This window comes from Curvibacter sp. EU05-FHT14A10, assembly GCF_058791075.1.
In genome coordinates this window covers 204,496-223,315 of record NZ_JBYTDE010000005.1, presented here as the reverse complement: position 1 = coordinate 223,315, position 18,820 = coordinate 204,496, and the positions used below count along the sequence as shown (strand labels likewise).

The following is an 18,820-nucleotide window of genomic DNA, read 5'->3' as shown; positions in this document are numbered from 1 at the left end:
CGCCGCTAACGGTCTTTGCGCAGGAAGAAATGCTGGATGGCCTGGCTGGCGCGTTCGCGCGACGGGCCATCGCCGGTGTGCAACTCGGCCATCGCGCCGTGCAGCATTTTCTGGGTCAGGCCCTTGGCCATGGCTTGCAGCACGGCCTCGACATCTTCGCCGCGCGCCAGCAGCTTGCGGGCACGTGCCAGTTCGGCTTCGCGCCAGGCTTCGGCCTGGCTGTTGAGCTGCCGGATCAAGGGCACGGTGCCGCGCTGGTCCATCCAGTGCAGAAAACTCTGCACGCCGGCGTCGATGATGGCTTCGGCCTGGGCCACGGCAGCCTGCCGGTTGGCCTGGCCGGTCTGCACCACGGTGGCCAGATCGTCCACGGTGTAGAGGTAGACGTCTTCGAGGGCCTTGACTTCGGGCTCGATGTCGCGGGGCACTGCCAGGTCAACCATGAACATGGGGCGGTGGCGCCGTTGCTTGAGGGCGCGCTCCACGGCACCGAGACCAATCAGGGGCAGGGTGCTGGCCGTGCAACTGATCACGGCATCAAATTCGTGCAACCGGGTGGGCAGGTCGGCCAGTCGCATCACCTCGCCCCCAAACCGTCCGGCCAGCTTTTCGCCGCGCTCCAGGGTGCGGTTGGCAATGGCAATGGCCTTGGGGTTGCGGGCCGCGAAGTGGGTGGCCGCCAGTTCGATCATTTCGCCCGCGCCCACAAACAGGATGCGGATCTTGCTCAGGTCTTCGAACAGCTGACCGGCCAGGCGCACGGCAGCTGCGGCCATGCTGATGGAGTGGGCGCCGATCTCGGTCGAGCTGCGCACCTCTTTGGCCACGGCAAAACTGCGCTGGAACAGCTGATTCAGCGTCGTGCCCAGTGCACCAGCGCTTTCGGCGGCACGCACAGCGTCTTTCATCTGCCCCAGGATCTGGGCCTCACCCAGCACCATCGAGTCCAGCCCGCTGGCGACGCGGAAGGCGTGGCGCGCCACTTCGTCGTGTTGCAACAGGTAGGCATGTGAGCGCAGCACCGACGGGGTCACCCCGCCGGTCTGGGCCAGCCAGCCCAGAGTGTGGTCCAGTGCCTGCTGGTCGCCTGCGCAGTAAATCTCGGTGCGGTTGCAGGTGGAGATGATGGCGGCTTCGACGTCCGGGTGGCGCTGGTTGCCAAAGGATTCTCGCAGGCCATGCAGCGTGGGAGCCATTTGATCGACGGCAAAGGCAAAGCGACCGCGCAGATCGAGCGGTGCCGTCGTGTGGTTGATGCCCAAAGCCCAGACTGCTGCCATCGGATGATTATAAAATTGATCGAGGTCGAGGCGGGCGCGCTATCTTTGCCCTTTCCTATGGCCGCCATTGTCCCGCATGGTCTTGAATGACCCGGGTCAGGGCCTCAGAACCTGATCAACATGGGCCCCATCGAGTTGCTTTTTCACCTGGCCAACTTTGTTGCACCGGCACTTTGCGTGTCGGTGTTGCTCACTTTGGTCAGCCCGATTTTGGGCGGCGAAAGCCCCTTTCGCCTTGCCTGGCATTGGAAGCTTGCTATCAATTTTGCTGTCGGTGTGCTGGCGTTGATGCTGGCCGTGCTGATTTTGGGGCGCGATGGCAAGGTGGCGGGCTATGGCCTGCTGGTGCTGTCCGTGACCACCAGCCAGTGGTTTTTGCAGGGCGCCTGGCGCCGCTGAGGAAAACGGGTTTTCTTGATATCGGTCAATTGAGGTCCAGAGACCGGGGCGGGCCGACTGGTTTGGCCTCAGCCCTGCGGGCTGAACAGGTCCACCCGGTCGGTGATGATGCCGTCGGTACCCAGTTCGATCAGCCGTTGCGCGGCCCATTCGTCGTTCACGGTGTAGCTCAGCGTTCGAAGGCCGGCAGCCTGGGCCTTGGCCACGGTGTCGGCATCCCACAGCGCGTGATTCAGGACCACGGCCACACAGCCCAGTTCCACAGCCTTCTCCAGCCAGCCGCGAAAGAGCGTGTCGGCCAGCAGTCCGCGGGGCAGGTGCGGGGCGGTGGCGGCAGCGCCTTCCAAGGCCTCGATCTTGAACGAGGTCAACAGCGGCGGCTCCGAAGCCGAGGCCCACAGGTGCGAGGCATAGGCGGCCACGATTTCGCCGGTGGCGCGCTCGGTGTCGGGGGTGGGCTTGATCTCGATGTTCAGAAAGTAGCCGTTGTGCAGGCAGTAACGTGCCACATTTTCGAAGCTCGGGATGACCTCGCCCGCATAAGTGCGCGAATGCCAGCTGCCGGCATCCAGTTGGGCCAGTTCGCCGTAACTCAGGTCACCGGCGATGCCGCGGCTGTTGGTGGTGCGCTGCAAGGAGGCGTCGTGCAGCAGAAACGGCACGCCGTCGGCGCTCAGCTTCACGTCGCATTCGAACATGGTGTAGCCGAAGCTTGCACCGTGCCGGAACGCGGCCAGGGTGTTTTCGGGGGCCAGCTTGCCGGCGCCACGGTGGGCAATCCAGCGGGGGTAGGGCCAGTGGGGAAGGCTGGGGTTCATGGCAAGGCGAAGGCAGAAGTCTGGGTCAGAGACGCTTGCTGGTGGCGGCGTCGAAATGGTGGATGCGGTCTTCACGGGGCGCCACGTGGATCAAGCTGCCAGGTGCAGGCACCTGGGCGCTTTCCTCGATGCGCACGATCAGTTGCTCCTGGGCCGAACCTTGGCCCAGTCGGCCGTAGATCAGCCGTTCGGCACCCAGCAGCTCGGTGGTTTCCACCGTCACGGCCCAGCCTGTGCTCGTCACGTCCAGGTGCTCGGGGCGGATGCCCGTGATCACGCCTTCGCGGGTCCCGGGGGCGTGTTTCAGCAGGTTCATGGAGGGGGATCCGATGAAACTGGCCACAAACGTGGAGGCCGGGCGGTGGTACATCTCTTCGGGCGTGCCGAACTGTTCCATCACGCCGGCGTTCATCACGATCATGCGTTGCGCCAGCGTCATGGCCTCGACCTGGTCGTGGGTCACGAACAGCGAGGTGATGCCCAGCTCGCGGTGCAGCTTCTGGATCTCAAGGCGGGTCTGGCTGCGCAGCTTGGCGTCCAGGTTGGACAGCGGCTCGTCGAACAGGAACACCTGAGGCTGGCGCACGATGGCCCGGCCCATGGCCACACGCTGGCGCTGGCCGCCCGACAGCTCACGCGGCTTGCGCTGCAGCAGGTGGCCCAACTCCAGAATGGTGGCCGCCTTGTCCACGCGCTGCTTGATCTCCGCCGTGGGGACCTTGGCGATCTTGAGGCCATAGGCCATGTTGTCGAACACGCTCATGTGCGGGTACAGCGCGTAGTTCTGGAACACCATGGCGATGTCGCGCTCGGCAGGTTCGAGCTGGTTGACCACTCGGGGGCCGATGGCGATCTCGCCACCGCTGATTTCCTCGAGACCGGCCACCATGCGCAGCAGGGTGGATTTGCCGCAGCCCGAGGGCCCGACGATGACGATGAACTCGCCGTCGGCAATCTCGGCGTTCACGCCGTGGATCACCTGGTTGGCCTTGGGGCCCTGGCCATAGCGTTTGACGACGTTGCGAAGGGAAATGGAAGCCATCGTGTTGCTCTCTTATTTCTCGGTATCAACCAGGCCCTTGACGAACCATTTCTGCATCAGAACCACCACCACGGCGGGGGGGAGCATGGCCAGCACGGCCGTGGCCATGACCACGTTCCAGTCCACGGGCGATTCACCCGCGCCGATCATCTGCTTGATGCCGACCACCACCGGGTACATGTCTTCACTGGTGGCTGCGATCAGGGGCCACAGGTACTGGTTCCAGCCATAGATGAACTGGATCACGAACAGGGCAGCAATGCTGGTGGCCGACAGGGGCACCAGGATGTCCTTGAAGAAGCGCATCGGGCCTGCGCCGTCGATGCGGGCGGCCTCGACCAGTTCGTCGGGCACCGTCAGAAAGAACTGCCGGAACAGAAAAGTGGCGGTGGCCGAGGCGATCAGCGGCACCGACATGCCGGCGTAGGTGTTGATCATGCCCAGATCGGCCACCACCTGGTAGGTGGGGCCGATGCGCACTTCCACCGGCAGCATCAGCGTGATGAAGATCAACCAGAAGCACAGGTTGCGCAGCGGGAAGCGGAAATACACCACCGCAAAGGCCGACAGCAGCGAGATGCTGATCTTGCCCACGGTGATGATCATGGTCACCACCAAGCTCACCCACATCATGCGGGCCACCGGGGGCGTGGAACTGATGCGGCCCGAGCCACGCAGTGCCGCCTCGTAGCTGGCCCAGAAGTTGTGCCCCGGCCACAGCGGCATGGGGGCTTGCATGATCTCGGGTGCGGTGTGGGTGGAGGCCACAAAAGCCAGGTAGATCGGAAAGGCGACGATCAACACGCCGACGATCATGACCAGATGGGCCAGCACGTTCAGGGCGGGATTGCGTTCAACCATGACGGCGGCCTCCGGGCTGGGCGAAAAGGGAAGGGCGGGCGGGCTTCATCAGTACTGCACCTTCTTTTCGACATAGCGGAACTGCACGATGGTCAGGGCCACCACGATCACCATCAGCACCACCGACTGGGCGGCCGAGCCGCCGAAGTCCATGCCGCGGAAACCGTCGAAATACACCCGGTAGACCAAGGTTGAGGTGGCCTTGCCCGGCCCGCCCTGGGTGGTGGCGTCGATGATGGCGAAGGTGTCGAAGAAGGCGTAGACCATGTTGATCACGCCGAGGAAAAAGGTGGTGGGCGACAACAGCGGGAACTGGATGCTCCAGAAACGACGCCAGGGGCCTGCGCCATCGATGGCCGCAGCCTCGATCAGCGACTTGGGAATGGCGCTGAGCCCGGCCAGGAAGAACAGGAAGTTGTACGAGATCTGCTTCCACACCGAGGCCATCACGACCAGCGCCATGGCATGCTGGTCGTTGAGCAGGTGGTTCCATTCAAAACCGATCTGGCGCAGGCCATAGCTGACCACCCCGATCGAGGTCGAAAACATGAAAGACCACAGCAGGCCTGACACCACCGGCGCCACGGCATACGGAAGAATCAGCACCGTCTTGTAGAACGTGGCCCCCCGCGTGATGCGATCGGCAAACACCGCCAGCAGCAAGGCCAGGCTCAGGCCCAGCACGGTCACCAGCGCTGAGAAGATCAGCGTGGTCTCGAACGATTCCACGTAGGTGGCATCCGCCCACAATGTGCGGAAGTTGTCCAGCCCGACCCAGGTCACGGTGGTGCCAAAGGCATCCTGTTGCTGCAGCGACTGGATCAAGGCCTGGCCTGCGGGCCAGAAGAAGAAGACGCCGACGATGATCAGCTGGGGTGCCAGCAAGGCCCAAGGCAGCCAGCCGGACCTGAATAAAACTCGTTTTTCCATGGAGGGTGCCCTGGTGAGTCAAACAGCCCGTCCGCTGGTGGCGGGCGGGCTGTCAAGGGGCGTGCAGCGCCCCTTTGGGCGCATGCACGTTTGTGAAGGGCAGGCAGCATAACGCAGCCTGACGGGCCTTCTTGTCGCCTGAGCGGCTTATTTGTTGGCGGCCTGGAACTTCACCAGCAGCTCGTTGCCGCGTGTCACGGCCGTGTCCAGGGCTTCCTTGGCTGTCTTCTTGCCGGTCCAGATCTGTTCGGTTTCCTCGTCCAGGATGGCGCGGATCTGCACAAAATTGCCCAGGCGCACGCCACGCGACTTGTCGGTGGTCTTGCGGATCATCTGGTTCACGGCCACGTCGGTGCCCGGGTTCTTCTTGTAGAAACCCGACTTCTCGGTCAGCTCGAAAGCGGCGGTGGTGATGGGCAGGTAGCCGGTGCGCTGGTGGCTGGCGGCCTGCACATCCGGCTTGGACAGGAAGTTGAAGAACGAGGCCACGCCCTTGTAATGGGCTGCTGGCTTGCCTGCCAGCACCCACAGGCTGGCGCCGCCCACGATGGTGTTCTGCGGTGCGCCCGGCACATCGGGGTAGTAGGGCAGGGTGGATTCGGCAAACTTGAACTTGGAGTCGCGCTGGATGCTGGCGTAGCTGCCCGACGAACCCACGAACATCGCGCATTCACCCGAGGTGAACGAGGTGATCGCCTTGCTGGCGCGCCCCTTGTAGACGAACAGGCCTTGCTTGGCCATGTTGCCCAGGTTCTCGAAATGTCGCACATGCAGGGGCGAGTTGAACTCCAGGCGGGCGTCCAGACCGCCAAAGCCATTGCCCTTGCTGGCATAGCTGGTGTTGTGCCAGGTGGAGAAGCTTTCCAGTTGGGCCCAGGTCATCCACGAAGTGGTGAAGGGGCACTTGCTGCCGCTGGCCTTGAGCTTGGCGGCGACCGAGACCACATCGGGCCAGGTCACCGGGGCTTTTTCGGGGTCCAGGCCGGCCGCCTTGAAAGCGTCCTTGTTGTAATAGAACACGGTGGTCGAGCTGTTGAAGGGCAGCGACATCATCTGGCCATTGGGGGCCGTGTAATAGCCGGCCACCGCTGGGATGTAGGCCTTGGGGTCGAACTTGACGCCGCCTTCCTTCATCACTTCGGCCACGGGCTTCACGGCACCCTTGGCGTACATCATGGTGGCTGTTCCCACTTCGAACACCTGCAGGATGTCGGGGGCATTGCCGGCGCGGAAGGCAGCGATGCCTGCGGCCATCGATTGGTCGTACTCGCCCTTGTAGGTGGGCACCACCTTGTATTCGCTCTGGCTCTCGTTGAACTGCTTGGCCAGGTCATTGACCCAGTCGTTGAGGGCGCCATCCATCGAGTGCCACCACTGAATCTCGGTCTGGGCCTGGGCGGGTGCACCGATCACGGTGGCCAGCGCGGCCACGAGGGCCAGGTTGCGGAATTTCATGCAATCTCCTGCGGGGGGTACGAAAAGCGCGGATGCTAGTCGCAAGGTGTGACAAAAGGAAGTCGGTTTTGTCATACGTGTTGCAATCACTCCATCCGGAGATTCCCTGGGCCCCTGCCGCAGATAACCCTGAAACTCGTCAAGGATTGGGTGGATGCGTTAAATTGTGCATTGCAACAGTTTCGATTCAGGCCCTGCCTGACCCTGATGCCCGCCATGACCTCACTGCTCACGCTCTTGTCCGATCTGCCTCAACAGCCCGCCCGGGTGCTGGCGTCGGTGCGTGCGTCCTCCTGGCGATCCCGGCGCTGGCTTTGACGCCCTGGCCGGGTTGGCGGCGGGCTTTCCTGCCTTCCATCCGAGCCCTTCTTCCCGGTACCGTAAAATCCGGGCCCCAAGGTCCATGGGCATGTCCATGCCCACCCCCCAGGTTTACTCCATGAATGCACCCACCGCGTTGGCCGCCATCTTGTCGCAGGCCGCAGAGCCTGCCCGACTTCGCGAAATTCCGTACAACTACACCTCGTTTTCCGACCGGGAAATCGTCATCCGCCTGCTGGGCTCGCGGGCCTGGGAGCTGCTGAGCCAGTTGCGCGGTGAGCGCCAGACCGGCCGTTCTGCCCGCATGTTGTACGAGGTGCTGGGCGACATCTGGGTGGTGCAGCGCAACCCCTACCTGCAGGACGACCTGCTGGACAACCCCAAGCGCCGTGGCCTGCTGGTGGAGGCCTTGCGCCACCGCCTGGGCGAGATCGAGCGCAGGCGCACCCCGGGTGATGACGCTGCCCGCGATGCGTTGGTGGGCGAGGTGCTGGGCATGGCTGAACAGGCCGTCAAGACCTTCGATGCGGCATTTCAAGAGGCCGCCACCCTGCGCGCCCAGGTCAGCAAGCGCCTGCGCAAGGTCACGGCCAAAGACAACATCAAGTTCGACGGCCTGTCGCGTGTGGCCCACGTCACCGACGCGACCGACTGGCGGGTGGAATATCCCTTCGTGGTGCTGACCCCGGATTCCGAGGCCGAGATGGCGGCCCTGGTGCGTGCCTGCATCGAGCTGGGGCTGACCATCATCCCGCGTGGCGGTGGCACCGGTTACACCGGTGGCGCCATCCCGCTGACCTGGAAGAGCGTGGTCATCAACACCGAAAAGCTCGAAGCCATGACCGAGGTCGAGAAGGTGCAGCTGCCCGGCATTGCCGAGTCGGTGGCCACCATCTGGACCGAAGCCGGTGTGGTCACGCAACGCGTGGCCGACGCCGCCGAGCGAGGTGGTTTTGTCTTTGCGGTCGACCCGACCTCGGCTGAAGCCTCGTGCATCGGCGGCAACATCGCCATGAATGCAGGCGGCAAGAAGGCCGTGCTGTGGGGCACCGCCCTGGACAACCTGGCCAGCTGGCGCATGGTCACCCCCGATGCCCAGTGGCTGGAGGTGACGCGACTGGACCACAACCTGGGCAAGATCCACGACGCCGAGGTGGCGACCTTCGAGCTGAAGTATTTCGAAGCCGACGGCAAGACCCCGGTGCGCACCGAGCGCCTGGTGATTCCGGGCAAGACCTTCCGCAAAGAGGGCCTGGGCAAGGACGTGACCGACAAGTTCCTGGCCGGCCTGCCGGGCATCCAGAAAGAAGGCTGTGACGGCCTGATCACCAGCGCGCGCTGGGTGGTGCACCGCATGCCTGAACACACCCGCACGGTGTGCCTTGAGTTTTTCGGCAATGCCAAGGATGCGGTGCCCAGCATCGTCGAGATCAAGGACTTCATGTTCGCCGAGCAAAAGCGCAGCGGCGTGTTGCTGGCCGGTCTGGAGCACCTGGATGACCGTTACCTGAAGGCGGTGGGGTATGCCACCAAGAGCAAGAAGGGCAACGGCGGCCTGCCCAAGATGGTGCTGATCGGCGACATCGCGGGCGACAACGCCGACGACGTGGCCCGCATCACCTCCGAAGTGGTGCGCATCGCCAACTCGCGCCATGGCGAGGGCTTCATCGCCATCAGCGCCGAGGCGCGCAAGAAGTTCTGGGCTGACCGCAAGAAGACGGCTGCCATCAGCCGTCACACCAACGCCTTCAAGATCAATGAAGACGTGGTGATCCCGCTGCCGCGCATGGCCGAATACACCGACGGCATTGAGCGCATCAACATCGAACTGTCGCTGCGCAACAAGCTCAAGCTGTGCCACGAGTTGGAGGCCTTCTTCAAGCAAGGCAAGCTGCCCCTGGGCAAGGCCGACGACGCCAGCGAGATGCCCTCGCCCGAACTGCTCGAACAGCGCGTGGCCCAGGCCATCGCGGTGCTGCAGGAAACCCGTGACCTGTGGGCGGGCTGGCTCAATGACGTCGACACCCTGTTCCCGCAATTGCAGGATCACAGCCTGCGTGCCAGCTGGAAGGCGCAGATCCGCAGCCCGCTGCAGGGCATCTTCACTGGCGCGGCGTTCAAGCCCATCCTGGACGAAGTCAACACCCTCCACCAGAGCGTGCTCAAGGGCCGTGTCTGGGTGGCGCTGCACATGCACGCCGGTGATGGCAACGTGCACACCAACATCCCGGTCAACAGTGACAACTACGAGATGCTGCAGACCGCCCACGAGGCCGTGGCCCGCATCATGGTGCTGGCCCGCAGCCTCGATGGGGTGATCTCGGGTGAGCACGGCATCGGCATCACCAAGCTCGAATTCCTCAGCGATGCCGAGCTGCGTCCGTTCACCGAGTACAAGCAGAAGGTCGACCCCGAAGGCCGGTTCAACAAGGGCAAACTTCTGCGTGCCCCGGCCGGTACGCTCGAAACCCTGCACGCCGACCTGACCAATGCCTACACGCCGAGCTTCGGCCTGATGGGCCATGAGTCGCTGATCATGCAGCAAAGCGACATCGGCGCCATCGCCGATTCGGTCAAGGACTGCCTGCGTTGCGGCAAGTGCAAGCCGGTGTGCGCCACCCACGTGCCGCGTGCCAACCTGCTGTACAGCCCACGCAACAAGATCCTGGCCACTTCGCTGCTGGTCGAGGCCTTCCTGTACGAGGAACAGACCCGCCGGGGTGTGTCGATCAAGCACTGGCAGGAGTTCGAAGATGTGGCCGACCACTGCACGGTGTGCCACAAGTGTCTCAGCCCTTGCCCGGTGAAGATCGACTTTGGCGACGTCACCATGAACATGCGCAACCTGCTGCGCAAGATGGGGCAGAAGAGCTTCCGCCCGGGCAATGCCGCGGCCATGTTCATGCTCAACGCCACCAACCCCGAAACCATCAAGCTGGCCCGCTCGGCCATGGTGGGCGTGGGCATGAAGGCGCAGCGGGTGGCCAACGATCTGCTGAAAGGCTTGGCCCGCAAGCAGACCGGTGCGCCGCCGGCCACGGTGGGGGCGGCTCCGATCAAGGAGCAGATCATCCACTTCATCAACAAGAAGATGCCGGGCAACCTGCCCAAGAAGACGGCGCGCGCCCTGCTCGACATCGAGGACAAGGACTACGTGCCCATCATCCGCAATCCGCAGGCCACCACCGCGGACAGCGAGGCCGTGTTCTATTTCCCGGGCTGTGGATCGGAGCGCTTGTTCAGCCAGGTGGGTCTGGCGACCCAGGCCATGCTGTGGCACGCCGGGGTGCAGACCGTGCTGCCGCCGGGCTACCTGTGCTGTGGCTACCCGCAGCGCGGCAGCGGCCAGTTCGACAAGGCGGAAAAGATCATCACCGACAACCGGGTGCTGTTCCACCGCATGGCCAACACGCTCAACTACCTCGACATCAAGACCGTGGTGGTGAGCTGCGGCACCTGCTACGACCAGTTGCAGGGCTATGAGTTCGAGAAGATCTTCCCGGGCTGCCGCATCATCGACATCCACGAGTACCTGCTCGAAAAGGGCATCACGCTCGACACCTCGGGCGGCGGTGTGGGCTATCTGTACCACGACCCCTGCCACACCCCCATGAAGCTGCAGGACCCGATGAAGACCGTCAAGGCCCTGATCGGTGACAAGGTGCTCAAGAGCGAGCGTTGCTGCGGCGAGTCGGGCACCCTGGGCGTGACCCGCCCCGACATCTCCACCCAGGTGCGCTTCCGCAAGGAAGAGGAAATCCGAAAGGGTGAGGCCGCCTTGCGTGCCTCGGGCGCCGTCGGGCCGAAAGACAATGTCAAGATCCTCACCAGCTGCCCGAGCTGCCTGCAAGGCCTGACCCGCTACGGCGATGACCTGAACACCGGCCTGCTGGAGGCCGACTACATCGTGATCGAGATGGCTCAGCAGATCCTGGGCGCCGACTGGCTGCCGCAGTACGTGTCCGCTGCCAATGCCGGCGGCATCGAGCGCGTGCTGGTCTGATTTCGTCGTCAACTTTGTTGTGGAGCATGTCATGTCGATTGTTCGTCGAGCCCTGATGGTCAACACCCTGCGCGGCTTGGTGGCCGCCGCAGCCCTCACGGCCGCCGGCCTGGTCGGGGCGCAGACTGCCAAACCCATCCGTCTGTTGGTGGGTTTTCCGGCCGGCGGGGGTACCGATGTGATCGCCCGTACCCTGGCCGACAGGCTCAAGGACGAGCTCGGTGTACCGGTGGTGGTGGACAACCGCCCCGGTGCGGGGGGGCAGGTCGCGGCACAGGCCCTCAAGGCCTCGGCCCCGGACGGCAGCACCTATTTCCTGAGCCATGACCACACCATCTCCATCCTGCCGCTGGTGGTGAAGAACCCCGGCTTCGACCCGGCGCACGATTTCGTGGCTGTGGGCGGCTTGGCCACTTTTGTGAATGCCTTTGCGGTGTCGAGCGGCACGCCAGCCAAGTCGTTCAAGGACTACGTGGCGGCGGTGCATGCGGCGGGCGGCAAGGGCAACGTCGGGGTGCCGGCACCGGCCTCGGTGCCGGAATTCCTGGTCAAGGTGATTGGCGAGAAGAACAAGCTGGACCTGGTCTCGGTGCCCTACCGTGGCAGTGCGCCCATGTTGGCCGACATGCTGGGCAATCAGATCGGTGCGGGCGTTGCCTCAGTGCCAGATTTCATCGAGAACCACCGTGCCGGCAAGCTGCGCGTGGTGGCCGTGCTGGGTGACAAGCGTCAGGCGGCCCTGCCGGATGTGCCCAGCTTTGCTGAGCTGGGCTTGGCCGGCTTTGAGGATGTGCCCTACTACGGCATCTTCGCTGTCGCTGGCACGCCCAAGGCCTCGCTGGACCAGTTTTCTGCCGCACTCGCCAAGGTGCTGGCCCAGGCGGATGTGCATGAGCGCCTGACGGCCATGGGCCTGAGCGTGGGCTACTCGACCGGGGCTCAACTGGCTGCCCGCGAGCGCAGTTATGCCCAGACCTGGGCGCGCATCATCAAATCCAGCGGGTTCCAGCCTCAGTGAGTGGGTTGACTTGAGGGGCCGCCTTGACGCGGGTCAGGTTCGAGGAGGCCTGGCCTGGCCGATTTGCCCCTTCTTGTCGCAGGCTTCCTGCGGGTGGTGGGACAATGCGGGCTGTGCCGCTCCAGGCGGTTTCACCCTCAAGCAAGGCAGGTAGGTATTCATGGCAGGACTCACGGCTGGCGCCCCAACCCCCACGGCGCTCACGGTGCACGGGCAGTCGCGCGTGCTGGAGGTGGCATTTTCGGACGGTGCCGTGTTTCGCCTGCCTTTTGAATTGATGCGCGTCTATTCGCCCTCGGCCGAAGTGCAGGGCCATGGGCCCGGGCAGGAAACCCTGCAGACCGGCAAACGCGATGTGGGCCTGCTGGGCCTGGAGCCGGTGGGCAACTACGCCGTCAAGCCCTTGTTCACCGATGGTCACGAGAGCGGCATCTTCACTTGGGATTACCTGTATTCGCTGGGCAACCGCCAGGCCGAACTCTGGGCCGAGTACGAGGCCCGCCTGCAAGCCGCTGGCCGCGGCCGCGATGACCCGATGCCCGTCAAGGGCGGTCATGGCTGTTCCAGTCACTGAACCCCTCCGCCCGGACCGGGCCACCCCTGCCGCAAGCGGGGTTGTCGCCGAGGCCCGAGGCACTAACGTATAGCATTCAGCCATGAGCACGACACATTTCGGTTTTCAGTCGGTGGACGAGCAGGAGAAGGCTCGCAAGGTCCGTGGGGTCTTCGACTCGGTCGCGTCACGCTACGACATCATGAACGACCTGATGTCCCTGGGCCTGCACCGGGCCTGGAAGGCCTACACCGTCATGGTGGCCAACCTGCACGAAGGCGATCAGGTGCTCGACATCGCAGGGGGCACCGGTGATCTGGCCATGGCCTTCTCCAAGAAGGTCGGCCGCAGCGGCCGCGTGGTGCACACCGACATCAACGAGGCCATGCTGCGCACCGGCCGCAATCGTCTGCTGGACGCGGGCGTGGTGCTGCCCACCCTGGTATGCGACGCCGAGAAGCTGCCTTTCCCCGACAACCATTTCGATGTGGTCAGCGTGGCCTTCGGTTTGCGCAACATGACCCACAAGGACCAGGCCCTGGCCGAGATGAACCGCGTGCTCAAGCCGCGTGGCAAGTTGCTGGTGCTGGAGTTCTCCAAGGTGGCGGCGCCGTTGGCCAAGCCCTACGACTGGTATTCCTTCAAGATCCTGCCCCGCCTGGGGCAGATGGTGGCCGGCGATGCCGACAGCTACCGCTACCTGGCCGAATCGATCCGCATGCACCCTGGGCAGGAAGAGCTCAAGGCCCTCATGAAGCAGGTTGGCTTTGGTCATGTGGACTACCACAACCTCACCGGCGGGGTGGTGGCCCTGCACGTCGGCATCAAGTGCTGAGGGCGCGCGCCCGAACCGAATGAACGGGGCTTGCCCCACTGTACGAGAAGATGGAGATGACATGAAGAAGCTTTGGTCTGTGGTGCTGGCGCTGGCGCTGGTGATGGCTGGCCAGGAGGCCGAGGCGGCACGCAGGCTGGGGGGCGGCCAATCGATCGGGCGTCAATCCTCGAACGTGACCCAGCGCGCGGCAGCATCGCCTGCACCGGCAACCCCCGCTTCGCCCTCTGTGGCACCCGCCGGCGCCCCTTCTTCGGTTGCGAAACCAGCACAGGCACCCGCCCCGGCTGCGGCGCAGGCGCCGCGTCGCCCGTGGGGGGCCATGCTCGGTGGTCTGGCGGCCGGCCTGGGTCTGGCCTGGCTGGCGCACTCGCTTGGTTTTGGTGAAGCCTTTGGTCAGATCCTCATGGTGGCCCTGCTGGCCATGGTGGCCATGGGCGTGATCGGCTGGATCATGCGCAGCCGCCGTGGCGCGGCATCAGTCTCCGGTCCTTACGCCTTCCAGGGGGCGGGCTCACCCGCGGCGGCGCCTGCCCTGCGTCAGTACAGCCCCGATCACGTCGGCAACGACGCCTCTGCCCGGCCCTGGGAGCGTCAGAGCCAGTTCGGCGCTGAGGCTGCGGGCCGCCAATCCGGCGGCGCCTTGATCGGCACTTCGCTGGGGGGCAATCAAAGCTGGGGCATTCCGACCGGTTTTGATACCGAAGGGTTCTTGGGCGCCGCCAAACGCAACTTTGTGTCACTGCAGGCGGCCTGGGACCGTTCCGACATCCCGACCCTGCGCGCCATGATGACCGATGGCATGCTCGACGAGATCCGTGTGCAGCTCAACGAGCGTGAGGCCCATCGCCCGGGGCAGCAGAACAAGACCGACGTGGTCATGATCGAGGCGCAATTGCTGGGCATCGAGGATCTGGGCGAGGGCTACATGGCCAGCGTCGAGTTCTCCGGCATGATCCGCGAGGAACCCTCGGCCGGCCCGAATCCTTTCCGCGAAGTCTGGAACATGACCAAGCCCAAGGATGGCAGTGCAGGCTGGCTGGTGGCTGGCGTGCAGGCTCTGCAGTGAGCCTGAGCCCGCTTTGAGGCTGCCGCCTGCCCAGGCCCGTGCAGGGTCATCGGGCTGGCGACCTACTTTCGGGGAATAATCGCCGGCTATGGCCCAAGCAACCCCTTTCTCCCTGATCGATCAACTGTTTGACCGTGTCACCAGCACATTTCAGCCCCCTGCCTGGCTGGTGAGCGAGTTGCAGCACCGTGGTGTGCTGCTCATCAACCACGTGCTGATGCAAGAACCCGAGGCCATGGCCCGGCTGGCTCGCCAGAAGGGCCGCGTGGCCAGCGTGCAGTGGCGGCTGTTCGACATCAAGCTGCTCATCACCCCGGCGGGGCTGATCGACCTGGCCGAGCCGGGGGCAGCCTCTGATCTGCATCTGGCCGTCACCGAGAGTTCGCCTGCGTCCCTGGTGCAGGCGGTTGTGGCGGGTGAAAAGCCGCCGGTGCGCATCGAAGGCGATGTGCAATTTGCGGCTGAAATCAACTGGATCGTCGATCACGTGCGCTGGGATCTGGAAGAAGACCTGGCCCGTGTGGTGGGCGATGGTCCGGCCCACGCAGCCGTGCAGGCTGTGAAAAACCTGGCCCGCGGCCTCAAGGACTTCGTCACCCGCTTCCCCGCCACCTCCATCGTGCGTGACAAGGACGGGCTATGAGCCGTCTGTTGCGGGGGTGCTACATCCTCTGGGTGGTGCTGCGCTATGGCCTCGATGAGATGGCGCTGACCCATTTCGGGCGGCCCTGGATGATTCGGCTGGCACGCATCATCACCGTTGGCCGCTCGCTCGACGCACCGCGTGGCCAACGCCTGCGCGAGGCGTTGGAGCAACTGGGTCCGATCTTCGTGAAGTTCGGCCAGGTGCTTTCCACCCGGCGCGACCTCTTGCCACCCGACATTGCCGAAGAACTGGCCCATCTGCAGGACCGGGTGCCTCCGTTCAGCTCCGACGTTGCTGTTGCCACCATCGAGCGCGCCTTCCGTCGCCCGGTGGATCAGGTGTTTCAGTCCTTTGACCGTGAGCCCGTGGCCAGTGCCTCGATCGCCCAGGTGCATTTCGGTCTGGTCCGGACGGCCAACGGTCAAGAGCGCGAGGTGGCGATCAAGGTGTTGCGTCCGGGCATGCTGCCTGTGATCGACAAGGATTTGGCGCTGATGCGCATGATGGCCGGTTGGGTCGAAGGCCTCAGCTCGGACGGCAAGCGCCTCAAGCCGCGCGAAGTGGTGGCCGAGTTCGACAAGTACCTGCACGATGAGCTGGATCTGGTGCGCGAGGCCTCCAATGCCGCCCAATTGCGGCGCAACATGACCGGGCTGGATCTGGTGCTGATCCCCGAAGTGTTCTGGGACTTCTGTCACCCCGAGGTGATGGTCATGGAGCGCATGAAGGGCGTGCCCATCAGCCAGCTTGAACGCCTGCGCGAGGCTGGGGTCAACATTCCCCAACTGGCGCGCGATGGCGTCACCATCTTCTTTACCCAGGTGTTCCGTGATGGCTTCTTCCATGCCGACATGCACCCGGGCAACATCCAGGTCAGCCTGGCGCCTGGCACGTTCGGGCGCTACATTTCGCTGGACTTCGGCATCGTCGGCACTCTGACCGAGTACGACAAGGAGTACCTGGCGCAGAACTTCACGGCGTTTTTCCGGCGCGACTACAAGCGGGTGGCCGAGTTGCACATCGAAAGCGGCTGGGTGCCTCCGGAAACCCGGGTGGATGAATTGGAGGCCGCCATCCGCAGTGTGTGCGAGCCCTACTTCGACCGGCCGCTCAAGGAAATTTCGCTGGGCATGGTGCTGATGCGCCTGTTCCAGACCTCACGTCGATTCCAGGTCGAGATCCAGCCCCAGTTGGTGCTGTTGCAGAAGACCCTGCTCAACATCGAGGGCCTGGGGCGACAACTGGACCCCGAACTGGACCTCTGGAGCACTGCCAAGCCCTTCCTGGAGAAGTGGATGCTCGATCAGGTGGGCCCGCAGCGCCTGTTCAAGCAGTTGCGCGACGAGTTTCCGCGCTACGCCAAGCTGTTGCCTGAGCTGCCGCGCTTGCTGGCCGGCTACCTGGAGCAAGGGCCGGCCGGTCACAAAAAGGAACTGGCGCTGTTGCTGGCCGAGCAGCGGCGCACCAACCGCCTGCTGCAGTCCATTGTTTACGGTGGCATGGGATTTGTATTGGGCCTGCTGGTGTTGCAACTGGTGATCAGGATCCGCCTGTTCTGACGCCAGGCCCGATTTCGGGATAATCCGCCGTCTTCCTGGAGGTTTCCGTGCTGCTGACCCTGGTCATCATCTACTTGCTCGTCACGATTGCCATCGGCCTGTGGGCGGCCAAACGGGTGAAAAACACCGCCGATTTCGCGATCGCGGGGCGCCATCTGCCCCTGTTCATGATCGTCACCACCACGTTTGCGACCTGGTTCGGGTCCGAGACGGTGATGGGCATTCCGGCCACCTTCATCAAGGAGGGCTTGCATGGCGTGGTCGAAGACCCGTTTGGCGCCGGGTTCTGCCTGATCCTGGTGGGGTTGTTCTTCTCGGCGCGGCTGTACAAGATGTCGCTGCTCACCATCAGCGACTATTACCGCGAACGGTATGGCCGGGTGGTCGAGATCCTTTGCTCGCTGATCATCCTTCTCAGCTACCTGGGCTGGGTGGCGGCCCAGGTCACGGCCCTGGGGCTGGTCTTCAATGTGTTGTCCGAAGGCGCCATCTCGCAACCGGTCGGCATGTTGATCGGCACGGCCTCCATCCTGGCCTATACCCTGTTCGGTGGCATGTGGTCGGTGGCGGTGACGGATTTCATCCAGATGATCATCCTGGTCTGCGGGTTGCTGATCCTCGCCGTGTTTGCCGGACAGCAGGCGGGTGGGGTGGACAAGGTGCTGGCCTACGCCCAGGAAAAGGACCTGTTCGCCTTCTGGCCGCCCATGCAGTTCAAGGACATCCTGTTTTTCATCGGTGCCGGCATGACCATGATGCTGGGCTCGATCCCGCAGCAGGACGTGTTCCAGCGGGTGATGTCGGCCAAGGACGAGCGGGCTGCCACCCGGGGCCCGGTGATCGGTGGCATCTGCTACATCTTGTTTGCCTTCGTGCCCATGTTCCTGGTCACCAGCGCCTTGATCATCATGCCCGAGACCACGGGGCAACTGTTGTCCACCGGCCGCAAGGTGGACAGCCAGATGATTTTGCCCACCCTGGTGCGCACGCACATGCCTTTTGTGATGCAGGTGCTGTTTTTTGGTGCCTTGCTGTCGGCGATCAAAAGCACTGCCTCGGCCACTTTGCTGGCGCCCTCGGTCACTTTTGTGGAGAACATCTGGCGTCAGTTCTTTCCGCGCCAGAGTGACCGGCAGGAGCTGCGCACCATGCGCATCACCGTGCTGATCTTCAGCGTCTTTGTGTGCACCTATGCCATCCTGTCCAAGGACAAGCCCATCTATGAGATGGTGTCGGGCGCCTACCAGGTCACCTTGGTGGGGGCCATCGTGCCCTTGACGGCCGGGCTGTACTGGAAACGGGCCACCACCCAGGGGGCACTGTTCTCGATCGTGCTCGGCATTTTGTGCTGGCTGCTGTTCATCATGACCCCGGCCGGGGAAGAGGTGCCGGCCCAGTTGGCCGGCTTTGTGGCCGCGCTGGTGGGCATGCTGATTGGTTCGCTGGGGCCGCAGGCCATCCGCAACAGCCATGCTGCGCACCACGCCTTGCCGGGCCTTTGAGACCTGGGAACCCATGCACATCGACCGGGCGCCTCTTGCAGAATGACCGCCCGCCTATAATTGAGGGTTTTGGTGCGACACGTAATGTGTCGCTCTGAGAAGAGGTAGCTAGCCTCACAAAATAATTAGCAATACACACCCGCTTGACGGGTACAGAACTGGAGGCGGCTTGCTGTCCTCCAAGTGGCCTCCTTAGGGAGGTCCTTACCACGGTTGGCTGGCTCGCTGGTCCAACCTAATCCGACACCTTCTTGGAGGATGTCGAGAAATAAGACGGCTGTAATGCCGTTTGTGGCGCTCGCGCACATAGCCGACGACTTCGCCACAAGCGGAGTTCTGTCGTCCTGAATGTCCCTATGGGGCGTTCACATGTGCGCAGTGGTTCTGGGTGTTCTATCTCGGAGCGTACTGCTCTGATGTGCCTTGTCACGTCCTCCTAAAAGAGGGCCGTGACCTCGTGTGCGACCACGAGTAGCCTACGGTGGCATGCACGGCTGGTAACGGCCGTGTTTGAAGCCCACCTGACAAC

15 protein-coding genes are annotated in these 18,820 nt (G+C 63.7%); 9 read left to right on the top strand and 6 right to left on the bottom strand.

The annotated features are described in order from the left end of the window. Positions 1-5 precede the first annotated feature (5 nt). Positions 6-1,280 (bottom strand): glutamyl-tRNA reductase, encoded by a 1,275-nt coding sequence (gene hemA / locus AC3WUT_RS11700; protein ID WP_492347246.1) that lies wholly within the window; start codon positions 1,278-1,280, stop codon positions 6-8. A gap of 120 nt (positions 1,281-1,400) precedes the next feature. On the opposite strand from hemA, the gene AC3WUT_RS11695 reads away from it, so the two are divergent. Continuing rightward, positions 1,401-1,679 (top strand): hypothetical protein, encoded by a 279-nt coding sequence (locus tag AC3WUT_RS11695; RefSeq protein WP_492347245.1) that lies wholly within the window; start codon positions 1,401-1,403, stop codon positions 1,677-1,679. 68 nt (positions 1,680-1,747) lie between these two features. Here the strand turns inward: AC3WUT_RS11695 and ugpQ are convergent, their stop codons facing one another. The 5 genes from ugpQ to ugpB all read right to left on the bottom strand — a co-directional run bounded on the left by ugpQ (position 1,748) and on the right by ugpB (position 6,785). After that, entirely contained in the window at positions 1,748-2,497 is a 750-nt protein-coding gene (gene ugpQ, locus AC3WUT_RS11690) for a glycerophosphodiester phosphodiesterase (RefSeq protein ID WP_492347244.1), read from the bottom strand. 25 nt (positions 2,498-2,522) lie between these two features. Continuing rightward, entirely contained in the window at positions 2,523-3,539 is a 1,017-nt protein-coding gene (ugpC, locus tag AC3WUT_RS11685; protein WP_492347243.1) for a sn-glycerol-3-phosphate ABC transporter ATP-binding protein UgpC, read from the bottom strand. Between the two features lie 12 nt (positions 3,540-3,551). Continuing rightward, on the bottom strand, positions 3,552-4,400 hold the full coding sequence (gene ugpE, locus AC3WUT_RS11680; protein ID WP_492347242.1) for a sn-glycerol-3-phosphate ABC transporter permease UgpE: 849 nt from the start codon (positions 4,398-4,400) through the stop codon (positions 3,552-3,554). A 48-nt stretch (positions 4,401-4,448) separates the two neighbouring features. Next, positions 4,449-5,330, bottom strand: coding sequence for a sn-glycerol-3-phosphate ABC transporter permease UgpA (ugpA, locus tag AC3WUT_RS11675; protein WP_492347241.1), 882 nt, complete (start codon positions 5,328-5,330; stop codon positions 4,449-4,451). Positions 5,331-5,477: 147 nt separating this feature from the next. Next, the gene (gene ugpB / locus AC3WUT_RS11670; RefSeq protein WP_492347240.1) at positions 5,478-6,785 is read right to left on the bottom strand and encodes a sn-glycerol-3-phosphate ABC transporter substrate-binding protein UgpB; all 1,308 of its coding nucleotides are present in this window, start codon (positions 6,783-6,785) and stop codon (positions 5,478-5,480) included. A gap of 439 nt (positions 6,786-7,224) precedes the next feature. Between ugpB and AC3WUT_RS11665 the strand changes: the two genes are divergently transcribed. From AC3WUT_RS11665 to AC3WUT_RS11630, 8 genes are all read left to right on the top strand, one after another. Next, positions 7,225-11,109 (top strand): DUF3683 domain-containing protein, encoded by a 3,885-nt coding sequence (locus AC3WUT_RS11665; RefSeq protein WP_492347239.1) that lies wholly within the window; start codon positions 7,225-7,227, stop codon positions 11,107-11,109. A gap of 31 nt (positions 11,110-11,140) precedes the next feature. After that, positions 11,141-12,127, top strand: a complete 987-nt coding sequence (locus AC3WUT_RS11660) for a Bug family tripartite tricarboxylate transporter substrate binding protein (RefSeq protein WP_492347238.1) — start codon at positions 11,141-11,143, stop codon at positions 12,125-12,127. Between the two features lie 160 nt (positions 12,128-12,287). Then, positions 12,288-12,701 (top strand): gamma-butyrobetaine hydroxylase family protein, encoded by a 414-nt coding sequence (locus tag AC3WUT_RS11655; RefSeq protein ID WP_492347237.1) that lies wholly within the window; start codon positions 12,288-12,290, stop codon positions 12,699-12,701. 82 nt (positions 12,702-12,783) lie between these two features. Next, a complete protein-coding gene (gene ubiE / locus AC3WUT_RS11650) occupies positions 12,784-13,515 on the top strand; it encodes a bifunctional demethylmenaquinone methyltransferase/2-methoxy-6-polyprenyl-1,4-benzoquinol methylase UbiE (protein WP_492347236.1) in 732 nt (243 codons plus the stop codon). 61 nt (positions 13,516-13,576) lie between these two features. Further along, positions 13,577-14,584 carry a Tim44 domain-containing protein gene (locus tag AC3WUT_RS11645; RefSeq protein WP_492347235.1) on the top strand — a complete coding sequence of 336 codons (1,008 nt, stop codon included), beginning with the start codon at positions 13,577-13,579 and terminating at the stop codon, positions 14,582-14,584. An 88-nt stretch (positions 14,585-14,672) separates the two neighbouring features. Next, positions 14,673-15,227: a hypothetical protein gene (locus AC3WUT_RS11640; protein WP_492347234.1), complete on the top strand. Its 555-nt coding sequence runs from the start codon at positions 14,673-14,675 to the stop codon at positions 15,225-15,227. Beyond that, positions 15,224-16,789: a ubiquinone biosynthesis regulatory protein kinase UbiB gene (gene ubiB, locus AC3WUT_RS11635; RefSeq protein WP_492347233.1), complete on the top strand. Its 1,566-nt coding sequence runs from the start codon at positions 15,224-15,226 to the stop codon at positions 16,787-16,789. The genes AC3WUT_RS11640 and ubiB overlap by 4 nt, the downstream gene beginning before the upstream one ends. Before the next feature lie 47 nt (positions 16,790-16,836). Continuing rightward, positions 16,837-18,291, top strand: a complete 1,455-nt coding sequence (locus AC3WUT_RS11630; protein ID WP_492347232.1) for a high affinity choline transporter 1 — start codon at positions 16,837-16,839, stop codon at positions 18,289-18,291. The last annotated feature ends 529 nt before the right edge of the window (positions 18,292-18,820 follow it).